The 12,632-nt window shown below is 68.6% G+C and carries 13 protein-coding genes and 1 tRNA gene; 3 read left to right on the forward strand and 11 right to left on the reverse strand.

Annotated elements, in window-relative coordinates; all coding sequences use genetic code 11:
* Window positions 1-7: 7 nt before the first annotated feature.
* The 7 genes from ABAZ39_RS22830 to ABAZ39_RS22860 form a co-directional block, all read right to left on the reverse strand.
* Window positions 8-535: an N-acetyltransferase gene (locus tag ABAZ39_RS22830; protein WP_040136060.1), complete on the reverse strand. Its 528-nt coding sequence runs from the start codon at window positions 533-535 to the stop codon at window positions 8-10.
* Complete coding sequence (locus tag ABAZ39_RS22835) at window positions 532-3,054, reverse strand: MFS transporter (protein ID WP_040136062.1); 2,523 nt, start codon at window positions 3,052-3,054, stop codon at window positions 532-534. Before ABAZ39_RS22835 ends, ABAZ39_RS22830 begins: the two co-directional genes overlap by 4 nt.
* Window positions 3,055-3,056: 2 nt before the next feature.
* Complete coding sequence (locus ABAZ39_RS22840) at window positions 3,057-4,259, reverse strand: ABC transporter substrate binding protein (RefSeq protein WP_040136064.1); 1,203 nt, start codon at window positions 4,257-4,259, stop codon at window positions 3,057-3,059.
* Window positions 4,256-5,434 carry an alanine racemase gene (gene alr / locus ABAZ39_RS22845; protein WP_051658423.1) on the reverse strand — a complete coding sequence of 393 codons (1,179 nt, stop codon included), beginning with the start codon at window positions 5,432-5,434 and terminating at the stop codon, window positions 4,256-4,258. Before alr ends, ABAZ39_RS22840 begins: the two co-directional genes overlap by 4 nt.
* Entirely contained in the window at window positions 5,431-6,498 is a 1,068-nt protein-coding gene (locus tag ABAZ39_RS22850) for a patatin-like phospholipase family protein (RefSeq protein WP_051658424.1), read from the reverse strand. The genes alr and ABAZ39_RS22850 overlap by 4 nt, the downstream gene beginning before the upstream one ends.
* Before the next feature lie 76 nt (window positions 6,499-6,574).
* Complete coding sequence (locus ABAZ39_RS22855; protein ID WP_040136066.1) at window positions 6,575-7,321, reverse strand: RNA polymerase sigma factor; 747 nt, start codon at window positions 7,319-7,321, stop codon at window positions 6,575-6,577.
* A gap of 481 nt (window positions 7,322-7,802) precedes the next feature.
* Window positions 7,803-7,878: transfer RNA gene (locus ABAZ39_RS22860), tRNA-Trp, on the reverse strand.
* Between the two features lie 46 nt (window positions 7,879-7,924).
* Between ABAZ39_RS22860 and ABAZ39_RS36260 the strand changes: the two genes are divergently transcribed.
* Together ABAZ39_RS36260 and ABAZ39_RS33315 are read left to right on the forward strand one after the other, a co-directional pair.
* The gene (locus ABAZ39_RS36260; protein WP_160174853.1) at window positions 7,925-8,092 is read left to right on the forward strand and encodes a hypothetical protein; all 168 of its coding nucleotides are present in this window, start codon (window positions 7,925-7,927) and stop codon (window positions 8,090-8,092) included.
* A 320-nt stretch (window positions 8,093-8,412) separates the two neighbouring features.
* Window positions 8,413-9,072 carry a nitrogen fixation protein NifQ gene (locus tag ABAZ39_RS33315; protein ID WP_160174854.1) on the forward strand — a complete coding sequence of 220 codons (660 nt, stop codon included), beginning with the start codon at window positions 8,413-8,415 and terminating at the stop codon, window positions 9,070-9,072.
* Between the two features lie 57 nt (window positions 9,073-9,129).
* On the opposite strand, the gene ABAZ39_RS22870 is transcribed toward ABAZ39_RS33315, so the two are convergent.
* Genes ABAZ39_RS22870 through hypA form a run of 3 tightly spaced genes read right to left on the reverse strand, consistent with a single transcriptional unit; the run spans window position 9,130 to window position 10,386 of the window.
* Window positions 9,130-9,696, reverse strand: a complete 567-nt coding sequence (locus ABAZ39_RS22870) for a HupE/UreJ family protein (RefSeq protein ID WP_040136069.1) — start codon at window positions 9,694-9,696, stop codon at window positions 9,130-9,132.
* Window positions 9,697-9,739: 43 nt separating this feature from the next.
* Window positions 9,740-10,021 (reverse strand): HypC/HybG/HupF family hydrogenase formation chaperone, encoded by a 282-nt coding sequence (locus tag ABAZ39_RS22875; protein WP_040136071.1) that lies wholly within the window; start codon window positions 10,019-10,021, stop codon window positions 9,740-9,742.
* Window positions 10,022-10,044: 23 nt separating this feature from the next.
* Window positions 10,045-10,386 (reverse strand): hydrogenase maturation nickel metallochaperone HypA, encoded by a 342-nt coding sequence (gene hypA, locus ABAZ39_RS22880; RefSeq protein ID WP_040137113.1) that lies wholly within the window; start codon window positions 10,384-10,386, stop codon window positions 10,045-10,047.
* Window positions 10,387-10,792: 406 nt separating this feature from the next.
* On the opposite strand from hypA, the gene fdhD reads away from it, so the two are divergent.
* Window positions 10,793-11,659, forward strand: coding sequence for a formate dehydrogenase accessory sulfurtransferase FdhD (gene fdhD, locus ABAZ39_RS22885; RefSeq protein ID WP_040137115.1), 867 nt, complete (start codon window positions 10,793-10,795; stop codon window positions 11,657-11,659).
* A 61-nt stretch (window positions 11,660-11,720) separates the two neighbouring features.
* On the opposite strand, the gene ABAZ39_RS22890 is transcribed toward fdhD, so the two are convergent.
* Complete coding sequence (locus ABAZ39_RS22890; RefSeq protein ID WP_040136073.1) at window positions 11,721-12,629, reverse strand: formate/nitrite transporter family protein; 909 nt, start codon at window positions 12,627-12,629, stop codon at window positions 11,721-11,723.
* Between the last annotated feature and the right edge of the window lie 3 nt (window positions 12,630-12,632).

Below are 12,632 nucleotides of genomic sequence, written 5' to 3' on the forward strand. Positions count from 1 at the left end.
GGGCGCCTCAGCCGCCGGCCGGGGCGGACAGGTCGCGGACGAAGAGGAGGCGGTCGTGCCCGTCGTGCTTGGGCTTGCGCGCGAACACGCTCATGCCGACCGACAGCATCCCGCGCACGCTGGCCGTGTTCTCGGGCCGCACGGTGGCGAACCAGTAGCGGTGCCGGTCCGGCGGCAGCACCCCCTGGGCGGCGGTTTCGATCAGGCGCCGGTGCAGGCCCTGCCCGCGCCGGTGCGGATGCACGAGAATGCCGGTGAAGTGCAGCGCCCGGTCGAGGTCTCCGTCCGGAAGGCCGTAGTCGCGGCCCAGATTGTGGTCGGTCCGACCGGGAAACTGCACGGCGAGGAAGGCGGTGAGGCCATGGTCGGTCAGCGCGCCGAGCACCACGCCATGCCCTCCCGCCGGCCCGGCCAGCATGTCCGACAGCTCGGCCTCGCCGAGCGGGTGCATCAGCGGGCCGCAGGCCTCCCGTTGCAGCGCCAGGACGGCGCCCAGCGCGTCCGGGGTGAGAGGAACGAAGCGCAGGCCGGTCATCGTCCGCCCTCCATCCGCGAGGGCCGCGTGTGGGACGGGATGGCCCGCCGCCACGTCAACAAGGCGAAAAGCAGCAGGCTGCCGGCCAAAAGCCCGCCGATCAGGCCCACCCCCTCCGGGCCGGCGCCCAGCGGGACGGCGGCGGCCAGCGTGCCGAACAGGATCGGTCCGGCGGCCTGCCCCAGCTTGCGGGTGTTGACGTGCAGGGCGAGCACGGAATCGCGTCGCCGCGCCTCGCGCGCCGACAACAGTTCGACGTGGCGGATCTGGGCGGACAGGCCGAAGCTCTCCGCAAGGCCGATCAGGAACACCGTCGCGAAGGCCGTCCACAGCGACGCCTGGAGACCGAACAGGGCCAGCGCCCCGGCGATCATCGCCGCCGACAGCAGCGTCACCCCCGGAATCGGCAGGCGCCGCGCCGCCATCCGGGTCAGCAGCGGCCCGGCCAGAACGACGCACAGGCCGTGCAGCAGGTAGGCGCGGCCCACCGTCGCCGACGACAGGCCGAGGTCCGCGATGAACAGCGGCAGATAGAAGGGCAGGAACATCGCCGCCACCGCGGTGGGCAGGGAGATCAGCGCCAGGAACAGCGGCACCTTGATGCGCCGGTGCCGTGGGCGGACCGTCGCGCTGCCGGGCGAGGGAACGGCCGCAGCGTCGCAGTGCGCGTCCGGCGGGACGGTTCCGGGCAGGCGGGGAACGCCGAACGCGGTGTAGAGCAGCCCCGCCAACGGGATCAGGGCGCCCGCGGCGAACACCGTCACCGCTCCGTAGGTGGTGGAGAGCAGGGCGCCCGACACGGCCCCGCAATTCACCCCGGCGTACATGCCGGCGAACAGGCCGGATTGCAGGGCCGAGGTGTCGGAAACCCCGCGCAGCCGCCCGATCAGGGCGTTCGCGGCAATCAGCCCGGCCATGCCGCCCGCCCCGCTCAGCCCGCGGGCCAGGACGAACAGCAGCGGGTCGGCGGCCACCGCCGCCACGGCGGCCAGCGCCATTCCCGCCGCCGCCGCCGCGAAGCCGGCCAGCGAGACCACGCGCCAGCCGAACCGTCCGGTCAGCCGTCCGGCGGCCAGCGCCGCCGCGACCCCGAACAGCATTTCCGCCGTCAGGGGCGCCGCGGCGACCTGGGACGGCGACAGCAGGGGGAAGGGGTTCCCGCCGAAGCTGGTCATCAGCAGCGGGACGAAGGACACCGGCAGAAAGGCGCCGAAATACATCAGAAAGGCCGAGAAGCGGATGGAGCCGGCGAAATCGCCGCTCGCGTCCGGCGCGGGCCCGACGGGTTCGGCCCGCCCGTCGCCCAAGCGGCGGGCCATCCGCGTGCGCCCGCCCAGCACGCGGTCCATCTCGAACATGAACAGCAGCGAGGTGACGAGGATGGTCGCCATGTCCAGCCCGAATTCGGTCAGCTGCGCATCAACCCGGTCTCCGTCCACCACGGCCACCAGCTCGCGCGCCTCGCCGCCGCGGTCCTGGGCGAGCGGCCAGCGCAGCGTCACGTCCGGCATATCCGACAGGAAGGGAATGCCGCCAAACGCATGGCGTGCCTCCTGGGTCGGCGGGGTCGCGCCGGGCGGGGCCAGCTCGATGGAGCGCAGGGTGGGCATGCTGGCGCGGATGCGCTCGAAATAATCATCCACCCCGGCCAGCGACCCATAGTCCAGCCCGCGGCGGACCACCGATTCGACGTCGTTGCGGATCATCCGGGCGACGATCTGGGTCGCCTGTTCGGCGGCCTCCAGATGGGCGGTGGAGATCAGCGTGTAGCATTCCGCCGCCGCCGCGGTCTGGGCGGCGAGCATCGCGCCGAGCGCCAGCAGCCGGCGCAGGCGCTCCAGCCGGACCCGGCGGCCTTCCGACGCGCGGCGCAGGCCGAAGGCCATCACCAGACCGGTCAGGCCGAGGAAGCCGACCGTCCCCAGCCCCGTCCACAGGAGCTGCGGCAGGGTGCGGTCGCGGAACTCCTCGACGCGGTCGTCCACCCTGGCGCTGTCGGACTGGATGATGAGAAAGCCGGCGGGAGCGTCGACCGGCCGGCCGGCCGGCTCCGCCTCGCCGGGGGGGCGGATCGGCAGATAGAGGGCGTAGGTGCCGTTGTCGGCATCGTGCCGGAACCAGTGGGGGTGCCGCTCCAGCTCGGCGCGGGCGCGGCGCAGGGTGGCCTCCGGCATCGGTTCCACGGGCCGTCCTCTGGCGGTGGCGACGATGCGTCCGTCCGCCACCGCCACCCCGATCCCCCGCGCCCAGGGCAGATTGGCGGCGAGCTGGTTGAGGATCGCCTCCAGCCCGTAGAAGTCGTCCAACGGCTTGCCGTAGCCCAGCGCGTCCTGGACGTTCTCCACGGTCTTGCCGCCGACCACCGCGAAGGCGGCCATCAGAGTGCCCGCATGGTTCTGGCGGAAGGAGCCGAGATTGATGCTCAGGCTGAAGGCCAGCGTCACCCCGACCAGAAGCACGGACACCAGAAAGGCGCGGAGGGGGCTGGAGCGGCCGGACGGGGCGCCGGATGAGGCCATGGCTAGAGCACTCCGTGCAGTGAATCCGCCGCCAGCAGCGCCGGGAAGGGGATTCGGTAGCCGATGGCCGCCGCGGTCGCCGCGTTCCAGGCGATGGACGGCGTGTCGAAATAGACCTGCGGCAAGTGGCGCAGCGGCTCTCCGGCCATGACGTGGGCGAGGGTGGCAGCGCCGAAATGGCCGATGCCCGCCATGTCGGCACGGGCGATGCTCATCAGCGCGCCGCGCTCCACCTCCTCGGGGCCGAGCTGCGAGAAGGTCGGGATGCGCTGTTTCAGGAAGGGCCGAGCCAGCGAGGTGAAGCGGTCCAGCGGCCAGCGCCCGTAGGTGATGTAGACGGCATCCGCCTCGCGCGACAGCGCTTCCCAGGCCGCGGTCAGATCGACCTCGTAGCGGTATTGGTCGAGGTGGTCGATCGGCGCGCGGACGTGCCGCTCCACCAGTTCGAACCCGATCCGCTCGGCCGTCGCCTCGATGTCGGGCAGCGAGGCGATGGCCCGGCCCGTCGGGCTGTTGTCGTAGGCGATGCCCAGCCGCCGGAACTGGAAGGTTTTGTGGAAGATGGACAGCTGGCGCTGGAACCGCCGCGGGTCGAGATGCGCCCACACATGATCGCGCCCGGTGTCGGTTTCCGACGCGACGATCCCGGCGGCAACCGGGTTGGTGCAGGAGAAGGCGAGGACCGGCACCCGGTGGGCGTCGGTCGCCAGGGCGACGCCGGCGACCGTCCCCATGACGATCATCAGGTCGATGTCGCCCGGATCCTGCAGACGCCTCACCAACGCCGCGGCCCCCTCGGGGGTCAGGTTGGTGGCGTGGGCGTCGGGGACAAAGTCCAGGACCGGGCTGCCGGCGCGGGCGGCCAGCCAGGACCACAGGCCGGCGGTGTCGGTCTGCCCCGGGTGGTAGGGCATGCCGGTCAGCGCGCCGATCCAGCCCATCCGCTCAAACTCGCCGAGGATGGCGGCGAGCGTCGCGGCGTAGTTGCCGTAGGGCATGGATTCGGCGTAGCCGATGCGCCAGCGCCGCGGCACGTCCCGGACCGATGGGAGCGGTCGGGGGGCGGCCAGCACCGCGGCCGGCGGGCAGAGGGCGCCGAGGCCGGTGGCGGCAGCCCCGGCCATCCAGCCGCGGCGGGTGATCGCCGCGGCTCCGGCTGTGTCCGCAAGGGCTCGACGGTGGGACGGTGGGGCGGCTGGGCTCATTCCATCTGGTCCTCCCTTGCGCTCGACCGGTAGCGGCGGACGACCCGCGGCCCGAGAAGCGGGACCGCGCTGGGGCGCAGCCCGGACCGTGCCGCGATGTCCTCCGCCGTGATCCGGTGCTCGCCCTGCCGTCCGATCAGGACGGCCTCGTCGCCCGGCTGGACGCCGGTGATGTCGGTCACGTCGGCCAGCAAACTGCTCATGAAGGGGCGTCCCAGGACCGGCGCCGGGCGCCCCCGGATCAGCAGGACCCCGCCGGCCAGCCGGTGCAGGTGGTGACCGTCGGAGAAGCCGAAGGGCAGGACCGCCACCGGCGTGCGCCGGGGCGCCGCGCTGGCGGCGGCGTAATCGGCGACGTCGCCCGGCTCCAGCGCCGTCACGCGGGTGACGCGGGCCTTCACGCTCATCACCGGGGCCAGGGGGAGGGGCGTGTCCCCGTCGGCCATGCGGATGCCGAACAGGGCGGCGCCGCAGCGCACCGCCGTGCAGCCGATGCGCGCCGCGGCCCCGGTCAGCAGGGGCCGGCCGAGCGCCACGCTGCTGAGCGCGTGGACCAGCGGCGGCAGCAGCCCGGCGGCCCGCGCCGTGTCGACCGCCTCGCCGAACCGTTCCAGCTCCGCCAAGCCGCCGTCCTCGTAAGGGCCGTAGGCGCCGGACAGGTGGGTGTAGAGCCCTTCCAGCCGCAGCGCCGGCGCGCCGGCAACCGCGGCCAGCACGTCGGTCAGGTCCGCCCGCGGCGCCCCGAAGCCGGCAAAGCCGGTGTTCACCCGGACATGCACATCGACCGTCCGGCCGGCGCGGTTGGCGGCGGTGGCGAGGGCCCGCGCCTCCGCCGCGCTGGTGACGGTTGCGCCCAGCCGGTGCAGGGCGGGCAGCCGCAGCTGGCTGGGCAACGGCGGGTCGATCACCAGGATGGGAGCCGTGATTCCGGCTCGCCGCAGGGTGATACCCTCGCCCATGTCGGCGACCACCAGCCCGTCGATCCCGAACCGCTGGAGCGCCCGCCCGACCGGTCCGGCGCCGTGGCCGTAGGCGTCCGCCTTGACCACGCCGAAGACGGCCTGACCAGGGGGAAGGCCACGGCGCAGCTGATCCAGGTTCCGGCCGAGGGCGTGCAGATCGATGTCCGCCCAGGCGGTGGTGCTGCCCCGCCGGCCCGTCCGCGTTCCCGTCATGCAAGGAACTTCGCGCTGATGTCGGTCGAGGATTCCCTGCCGATCTTGTCGAAATGCTGATCCAGGAATTCTTCGGCCTTGTGGCGGCCCGTTTCGAACATGTAGGTCAGGAAGTCCCAGTCGGCGTTCAGCTTGCTGGTGACGCCCAGCTTCTCCACGACCTCTTCGGCGTCGACGGTGTGGATGTGCATCTTCTTGTGCTTCTCCGGGCTGAGTTCGCCGGAGTCGATCAGCTTGGAGACGAAGTCGACAACGCGCAGCTCACGCATCATGCTGGAGTTGAAGCTGAGCGTGTTGACGCGGTCCATGATCTCGCGGGCGGTGCGCGGCGGCACCGGCACGCGGACTGGGTTGATCTGGACGATCAGGATGTCGCGGCTGTCGCACTGGTCGATCAGCGGGAACAGCGGCGGGTTTCCGGAATAGCCGCCATCCCAGTAGAAGGCGTTGCCGACCTGCACCGCCTGGAACAGGAAGGGCAGGCAGGCCGAGGCGAGCACCGCGTCCACCGAGATGTCCTTGGGACCGAACACCTTCAGCCGGCCGGCGCAGACGTCGGTCGCCGCGATGAAGGTCTTGCAGGCCGGCGCCTTGCGCAGCCGCTTGAAGTCCACCACGTCCGACAGCACGTCGCGCAGCGGGTTCATGTTCATCGGGTTCAGCTCGTACGGCGACATCATGCGCGACAGCGCGTCGAACATCTGCCAGAGCGGGGAGAAATCCATGTTCCCCTTGCTGAACATCTTGTCCAACGGGGTCGGCTGGAGCGGCCCCTTCTTCGCCTCGTCGGAAATGCGGCGCCAGAATTCGCGCAGCTTGCTCCGCGCCCCCTCGGGGCCGCCGATGGTCAGGCCGTAGGCGGTGACGGCGCAGTTCATGGCGCCGGCGCTGGTTCCGACGATGCCGTCGATGGTCAGGCGCCCGTCCTCCAGGATGCGATCGAGCACGCCCCAGGTGAAGGAGCCGTGGGCACCGCCCCCCTGGAGCGCGAGATTGATCGGCTTGGCGCTCTTCCGGTTGGCGGGCTGGACGGCGGGGGTGGGCATGGTCTGGTCGGGCGGCATGGATGGCTCCGGTCGTTGACGTCTTGGGTTGGAGGTCGGTGGGGTGGGAATGAGCGCGCTCGGGCGGCGGTGCGGGTCAGAGCGCCGGCTTCATCGTCTTGGTGGGGGGAGTGGAGGGGAGCTTGGGCGGACGCGTTCTGGTCAGCACGCCGTGCTTGGTCGCGCGCCGCGACTGCGGCGTGTCGGGGGGCGGCTTCGCCAGCAGGTCGCGATGGTCGGGAACCGCGCTGCGCAGGTAGCTGCGGATCTGCTGAATCCATTTGCGCGCCAGTTCTTCGGAGATGGACAGCTCCGCGGCGATGTCCGCGTAGGGCTGTTCCTCGATAAAGCGCATGCGGGCGGCTTGGCGCATCCGCTCGTCCCGGATGCCGTCGAGCGACTCCAGAACCTTGGCGAGCAGGGCGCGGTCGGCGTTGGTGCGTTCCGGGTCCATGGCGTCCCGGCCGCTGGTCCCGTCGGCGATGGAGGCGATCTCGACGAGGGAGCCGACCAGGACAGGATGGCGCTGGTGGGCGCGGTGCCGGTCGATGAAATGGTTGATGGCGGTGCGGCGCAGCCAGGTGCGCGTCTTGATGATGGACCGCGCGTAGAGGGGAAGGGCTTCCGACAGATTGATGCAGAGCCCGCTCAGGCAGTCGTGAATTTCCTGCCGGTTTCCTTTGCACAACCTGTGATACGTCCAAAACAGATCGGTGTAGTGGCGGCACCAGAAGACCCAGAAGGCCGTCTGATCGCGGGTCGCGATGCGCTCCAGAAGGCCGGAATCGTCCAGCTCGTGGAGATTTTCACCCGTATGGGAGTGAAGCCGGGGTGATCCAGCCATGGACAGAGAAGGCCAGGAGCGTTTCGGTTCCCGCTGCCGGTCCAACGCCGATCCGGTGGGGGTGCCCCCCAGAGGTTGCATTCTTTGCTGCATATGACGTCCCTTGCGCGTTTTGCTCAAGGGACGCTCGCCAAGTTCTATGCGTGAACGAAATGGATATACTTTTTTTCGAAATACCTATGTATTTCGTACGATCTTATCTAAAAAATGGCCTATCAAAATGCAACCGCACTATGTCTTGATAATCAAGCCATGGCTATACGCGCGCATGCAGGCGCATCGGTTCTGTCGGTTGGTATCGGAGGATGGCGAAGCGGCTAGTAACGCCGCGCGGCAACAGGCCGTTCAGAAGAATGAGGATGACGATTTATTAACCAAGAAAACAGATTCCTCGGCCCTGGTGCCGAAGAGTGTTTCCAAAATTCTACATTTCAGGACGTTTGCGCTGCCGTGCGCGGGGCCATTCGAATCTTGCGTCGAATGGCAGGAGTGGAGGGGCTCGAACCCCCAACCCCCGGTTTTGGAGACCGGTGCTCTACCAATTGAGCTACACTCCTGTCGCCGCCTTGCAGCGGGAAGCCGCTTGTAGGCGATTTCCGGGCCGTGCACCAGAAGAAAAATGCGACGGTCGTGTTTGAAACGCGCTTTCACCGCAGCGACAAGGAACTTGGCGGTGAAACGGACGGACGCGAGCGCCGTCGGCCGCAGCGCGCGCAACGGGGAAAGAAAAAATTCACCAAGAAACGTTTCATTATGACAAAAAACGAATAATGACCGCTTCCCGGCAGCAGAATTCATCCTTTTTTGAAAATACATATGTCAATTTTAAAAGATAATGGGGCAGCGGCCCTGGCCGCCCGGGGAAACCAAGCCATCGATGACGGGCGCGGCGTCATGGGGCGGTGAGGCCGTGGCATTCCATGACCGCTTGGCCGAGCGAGCACCGGATGCAGCGTGCGAACAAGCCCAGGGGCTCCTCTCCACCCGGTCTTCGCCGGCATCGATCGAGGTCCGGACCATCCGATGTTTGGGGACCGCTGCCACGTGTTACTGTGGGGCAATCCGCCGGAGGGACTCGGGACGCAGTGCAGATGGACAGAATGAGCGCTCAGGATCGGCTGATGGCGTGGTCGCGGACCCCGCATGCTCCCGACACCCGGGATCTGACCTGCATTCTGCTCCATCGTTGCAGCGGCCGGCAGGCTTCCTACGTCCATGGGCTCGGGCTGGAGGCGGGCGCGCTGGCCGCGCTGATCGACGTGCATTTCCCGGCCGCCGCCGTGGGTTGGACGCCGGGCACCTGCTTTTCCGATCACGTCAAGCGCTTGGGCGGGGTCCGATGCGGGTGTGCCGGGGTGACGGCGGCCGTATCGCGTGAGGAGGGCAACAGCACGGACGATTGGCTCCTGCGCGAGGAACGGGACTTTCGCGATCTGTTGATGCGCCATCGCCTGGAGAACGATGCGTCGGCGCTGCCGCTTGCCGATGTCATCGCCCGGGCCTGTCTTGAGAACGACCATCTTTGGCGCAGCCTGGGTTTGGCGGATCGTCCCCATTTGGCGGCGCTCCTTGCCCGCCATTTCCCGTCATTGGCCGAGGCCAACACGCGGAAACTGCGCTGGAAACGCTTCTTTTATGAATGCCTGTGGGCTGAAGGGCGTCCGGTTTCAAGGTCGACGGTCTGCGACGCATGCCTGCATCAGGCCGAATGCTATGACGGCACCGCTTCATACCATCAGCGTGGAGCCTGACACATCAGGCTCCACGCGTGTCCTCGAACGGCGGGCGCGGCCGTCCGGAGGCATGATTTACCGTGCTCTCGACTCCGGTCGCCGCAACGCGCGGGTTGCGAGCAGCCGGCGTGGGAGATGGCGGGCCAAGCCGATGGCGATGCCGGTGCCGTGCAGCATCGCGGTGGAAAGCACGAAGCCCAGGCCGTAGAGGAAGGGGTCTGCGGTTTGCGGCATCTCGGTGCCATGGGCATGGCCGTGCAGCACGGCGAAGGCTCCGACCAGGATCGCGGCGGCGGCGGCCGGCACGCGCTTGTTCAGCAGCACCAGCAGCCCGAGCACCGCCACCGAGGCAGCGATTCCGGCTTCGACCGCCGGAAGCTCGATTCCGGCCATGCCGAGCACGGCACCGCTGGACAGCATGGCGATGAAGGCCGTCGGCAGCAGCCAGATCGCGCGGCCGCCATTCTGCGCCGCCCAAACGCCGACCGCCAGCATGGTCAGCAGATGGTCGATGCCGCTCAGCGGGTGGAGAAGCCCCTGAACGAACATCGCGTCGCCGGCATGGCCGGTGTGGGCGGCCGCCGGCAGGGCCAGCGTCGCCGCGAGAAGGCCGGCGGTGCCGGCGGAAAGCAACCTGTTCATCGGAACGATCTCCTGTGGGGTTCGACCGGCCGCTTCGCCCCGGTCAGGCGAGCAGGGAGGCCTTCAGATGCCCTCGTCCGGCTTCCGCCTCGTCGACTTGGCGAAGCAGGTCGAGGGTGATCCGTGCGTCGGCTTCCTCGACGCGGGAAAGAGCGAAGCCCAGATGGACCAGGACCCACTGCCCGACCTGATCGGACAGGGCTTCGCCCGGTTCGACGATGCAGGAAAGGTTGACCTCCCGCCGTTCGCCCAGGATGTCGGCGACGGCAAGCATCCGCGCGGCGTCGGCGATGGCGATGATCCTGGCCGGAACTCCAAGGCACATGGCAGGGCTCCTTGTCGCGGCGGTCACGCCACTTCCAGTTCGACCAGCGTCAGATCGTCGCCGCCGCGCGGGGTCAGGCGCAGGCCGCCGCAGGCCGGGCAGGGGGCGATCCGTGTCGGGACCTCCCTCTCGCGGGCGCAGTCCTCGCACCAGACGAGGCCGGGCGGCTGGTGGATGTCGACCGTCGCACCGTCGGCCAGTGTGTCGCGTCTGATCACGTCGAAGGCGAAGCGAAGGGCGTCCGGATCGACGCAGGCGAACTGGCCCACCGCCAGCTTGATCCGCGTGACGCGATGAAAGGCGTGGCGCCGCGACTGCTCCTCCAGCAACTCCAGCAACCGTTCGCACAGTGACAGCTCATGCATCATCCTTCTCCGCTGTGAGAGCCGGTGGCTGCGGGACCTGATTGGGAAACTCCGTGGCGGATCGACCATGCCCTGGCGCGTCATCGCTGGAAAAACGGAGATGGCGGGTCGATGGTAGGCCACCCAACAGGCGGCTTGTTGAGATTGTTCTCAAAAATTACCACTGAACGATGAGTATTGCAAACATCAAATCAAAAAAACAGGGATGGATTTGACCAATGAAAGAGGGTTGATAAGCCATTTCTATGGCGCAATAAGCAGGTCTTATTCTGAATTCATCGGTGATTATTTATGGTGAGCCGGAATGTCGCATGTCGCTGCGTGACGGTTGGGTGCAGAGTTGGACAGCGGACGCCGGAACCTCACCGCCCGCACCTGTCGCCACAGCCTGGGTTTCGGCCACATCATGGAACATGCAACCGCCTGCGCGGCCCCGCTCCCCGCTCCGCTGTCCCTGGCTCACCCGCTGTCCCATCACGGAGTCCGGCTGGTGCCGGCGACCGTCTGCACCGGATCGGGCATTGACCGGCGGGAGGAGAAGATCGTCGACGAGGTGCCGGTCGGGCTGCTTTATGCCGACAATCTCTTCGCCGTCATGTTGGCGACGCCCACCGACCTGGAGGATTTCGCCACCGGCTTTTCCCTCAGCGAAGGGATCGTCGGCAGCGCCGATGAACTGGCCGTCACCGCCATCGACGAGCTGACGGACGGAGTCCGCATCCGCATGCAGTTGCCGGTGGAGCGGCTTGCCGCCCTGCTGCGCCGCAAGCGCAACCTGATGGGCGGCTCCGGCTGCGGCCGTTGCGGCACCGACAGTTTCGCGGAAACCCTGAGGCCGCTCGATCCGGTCCGGTCCACCGCCTGCTTCGCGCCGGACGCGATCCATCGTGCGATGGCGGCCTTGCCGTCGGGGCAGAGCCTGAACCGGGAGACCGGGGCGGTCCATGCCGCCGGGTTTGCCCGGCCCGACGGCGAGCTGGTGGCGGTGCGCGAGGACGTCGGCCGGCACAACGCGCTCGACAAGCTGATCGGGGCGCTGGCCCTCGCCCGCATCGACCCCACCGGCGGCTTCGTCGTGGTGTCGAGCCGCTGCTCCTTCGAGTTGGTCCACAAGACGGCCGCCGCCGGCATCCCGCTGATCGCGGCCATCTCCGCCCCGACCTCGCTGTGCCTGGGTTTCGCCGCAACGGTGGGGGTCGGGGTCGTCGCCTTCGTGCGCGAACGCCGCCTCACGGTCTACGCCGTCCCGTCGCGGGTCGCGATGTCCGCGTGAACCGCGCCGGAGTCAAAAAGAACCGCGGGCTGGTTCATCGCCAGCCCGCGGTTTTTTGCGGTCAGTGTGTCGCCGCCGGTTGCCCGATCGACGGCAGCGGCTTGCGTGGCGGCAGCGGGGTCAGGCCGCCGAGGCCCTTGCGGTAGATCAGCCAATAGATGCCGCCGACAAACACCGAGCCGCCGACGATGTTGCCCAGCGTGGCGAACAGCAGGTTGTGCAGGATGCCCCCCGCCGTGATCATCGACACGTCCAGCCCGGCCGGCACATGGCCCGTCACCTTGAGCAGGTAGGCCAGCGGCAGGAAATACAGGTTGGCGATGCAGTGTTCGAAGCCGGCGGCGACGAAGGCGGCGACCGGCAGGGTCAGCGCGACGATCTTGTCGGTCACCGTCCGGCCGGCGTAGGCGAGCCACACCGCCAGGCAGACCAGCAGGTTGCACAGGATGCCCTTGAAGAAGATCGTCACGGCGTCCGGGGCGATCTTGCCGATGGCGAGCTTGAGCACCGCCGCGCCGACCGCGCCATTGTTCATCTCGGTGTGGTGCGACAGGTAGATCAGGATGACGAGGCCGATCGCCCCGACGGCGTTGCCGATCCAGATCGTCGCCCAGTTGCGCAGAACCTGCGCCGTGCTGATCTGGCCGTTGGCCCGCGCCATCACGATCAGGCAGTTGCCGGTGAACAGCTCCGCCCCGCCGACCATGACCAGCGACAGGCCGAGCGAGAAGACCAGCCCGCCGAGCAGCCGCTGGACCGCGAAGCTGAGGGCGGGATCGGCCAGCACGATGACGAAGAACATGCCGCCCAACCCGATGCCGCCGCCGGCGACCACCGCCAGCATGAAGCTGGGCAGGAACGGCATCGTCGCCTTCTTCACCCCCAGCTTTTCGACCTTGTCCTGGATCTCGGCGGGCGCATAGGCGTCCATGCCAAGAACCGGCGTGTCTTTCGACGCAGAGTCCCCCATGGC

It is taken from the genome of Azospirillum argentinense (assembly GCF_000632475.1).
In the GTDB taxonomy this organism is placed as follows: Bacteria; Pseudomonadota; Alphaproteobacteria; order Azospirillales; family Azospirillaceae; genus Azospirillum; species Azospirillum baldaniorum.

Bases quoted from the DNA above. Each gene is read 5' to 3' on its own strand.
- ABAZ39_RS22855 (WP_040136066.1), bottom strand. From the start codon at position 7,321: ATGGCTGGATCACCCCGGCTTCACTCCCATACGGGTGAAAATCTCCAC.
- ABAZ39_RS22840 (WP_040136064.1), bottom strand. From the start codon at position 4,259: ATGAGCCCAGCCGCCCCACCGTCCCACCGTCGAGCCCTTGCGGACACA.
- ABAZ39_RS22850 (WP_051658424.1), bottom strand. From the start codon at position 6,498: ATGCCGCCCGACCAGACCATGCCCACCCCCGCCGTCCAGCCCGCCAAC.
- ABAZ39_RS33315 (WP_160174854.1), top strand. From the start codon at position 8,413: ATGGACAGAATGAGCGCTCAGGATCGGCTGATGGCGTGGTCGCGGACC.
- fdhD (WP_040137115.1), top strand. From the start codon at position 10,793: ATGGAACATGCAACCGCCTGCGCGGCCCCGCTCCCCGCTCCGCTGTCC.
- hypA (WP_040137113.1), bottom strand. From the start codon at position 10,386: ATGCATGAGCTGTCACTGTGCGAACGGTTGCTGGAGTTGCTGGAGGAG.
- ABAZ39_RS22870 (WP_040136069.1), bottom strand. From the start codon at position 9,696: ATGAACAGGTTGCTTTCCGCCGGCACCGCCGGCCTTCTCGCGGCGACG.
- ABAZ39_RS22830 (WP_040136060.1), bottom strand. From the start codon at position 535: ATGACCGGCCTGCGCTTCGTTCCTCTCACCCCGGACGCGCTGGGCGCC.
- ABAZ39_RS22890 (WP_040136073.1), bottom strand. From the start codon at position 12,629: ATGGGGGACTCTGCGTCGAAAGACACGCCGGTTCTTGGCATGGACGCC.
- alr (WP_051658423.1), bottom strand. From the start codon at position 5,434: ATGACGGGAACGCGGACGGGCCGGCGGGGCAGCACCACCGCCTGGGCG.
- ABAZ39_RS22835 (WP_040136062.1), bottom strand. From the start codon at position 3,054: ATGGCCTCATCCGGCGCCCCGTCCGGCCGCTCCAGCCCCCTCCGCGCC.
- ABAZ39_RS22875 (WP_040136071.1), bottom strand. From the start codon at position 10,021: ATGTGCCTTGGAGTTCCGGCCAGGATCATCGCCATCGCCGACGCCGCG.